The sequence below is a fragment of the Actinomadura sp. DC4 genome (assembly GCF_030406325.1).
Classification (GTDB): Bacteria; Actinomycetota; Actinomycetes; order Streptosporangiales; family Streptosporangiaceae; genus Actinoallomurus.
Map to the genome: position 1 here is coordinate 1 of NZ_JAUEQY010000084.1, position 1,220 is coordinate 1,220.

Genomic DNA, 1,220 nt, shown 5'->3' on the forward strand with positions numbered 1-1,220 from the left:
CAGGTCAAGCGGCATTTTCGTACTCGTTGAGTATTCCGCCGAGGCGTTGGCGTCTTCGCACGTCCAGCCGGGTGATCTGGTCGGGTTCGGTGATGGGCGGGGGCAGCGGAGTGCGCGGGCGGGCGTTCGCGATGCCCTGGTGAGGGCGATGAAGGTTGTAGAAGGTCTCGAACTCGCGCAGCGCATGGAGCAAGTGGCGTCGGTTCCAGATCAGGGTACGGTCCAGGAGCTCACGGCGGCAGGTCAGCACCCACCGCTTCATGATCGCGTTTATGCGTGGCATCCGGACTCCGGTGAGCACGATCTTGATGTTCGCGTCGGCCAGGACGGCGTCGAATAGCCCGGGGAACTTGCCGTCGCGGTCCCGAATCATCCACCGTGCCTGGCATCGGGCGTCTTCCAAGTCCATCACGAGGTTACGGGCAGCCTGAGCCACCCATGCGGCGGTTGGATGCGCGGTCGCGCCCAGGATGCGGATCCGGCGGGTGCGGTGCTCGATCACGGCCAGCACGTACAGGCGCGCTTCGGTCAGGGTGACGGTGTCCAGGAAGTCACACGCCAGCAGCGCGTCGGCCTGGGACCGCAGGAAGGCGGCCCAGGTGCTGGCGGCGCGTTCGGGTGCTGGGTCGATCCCGGCGTCCTGGAGAATCTCCCACACCGTGGAGGCAGCGACCTTCACCCCGAGCACGAGCAGCTCGCCGTGCACCCGTCGATACCCCCACTGGGGGTTCTCCCGGACCAGGCGTAACACCAGCGCCTGGATGGAACGCACCGTCGGCGGCCGGCCCTGCCGTTTCGGCTTTGACCGGGCAGCGTGCCGACGCCGGATGAGGTCGCGGTGCCAGCGGAGCACCGTGTCCGGGCGCACCAGCAGCCGCATCCGGTGCAGCGCCTCGGGCGTGAGGCGGTGCAGCAGGGCTGCCAGGAACGCCCTGTCGGTCGGTGCGAACCGGACTCTCCTCCTGCCCATTTGGCGCTCCAGGACCGCGAGTTGGTGTCGCAGCGCCAAGATCTCGGCATCTTTGTCACGATCGGTCATCGGAAGGAGACGCAGGACCGCGAACGTGTTCGTCACCGTCAGGTACGCCAGCCGTAACAACACGGCCGACCATCATGCCGCGGCGACCGCGCCCCCGCACCACACTTCCGACGCAATCAGCCGAGCGTCACGCGGTGGGGCGCCGTCACGGGCGGTCACAGCTCTCACCTGCATGGATGTA

1 protein-coding gene is annotated in these 1,220 nt (G+C 67.5%); it reads right to left on the reverse strand.

The genetic code is table 11. From position 1 onward, the window contains the following. Positions 1-4: 4 nt before the first annotated feature. Positions 5-1,102: an integrase core domain-containing protein gene (locus QWU11_RS47050; protein WP_290121132.1), complete on the reverse strand. Its 1,098-nt coding sequence runs from the start codon at positions 1,100-1,102 to the stop codon at positions 5-7. Between the last annotated feature and the right edge of the window lie 118 nt (positions 1,103-1,220).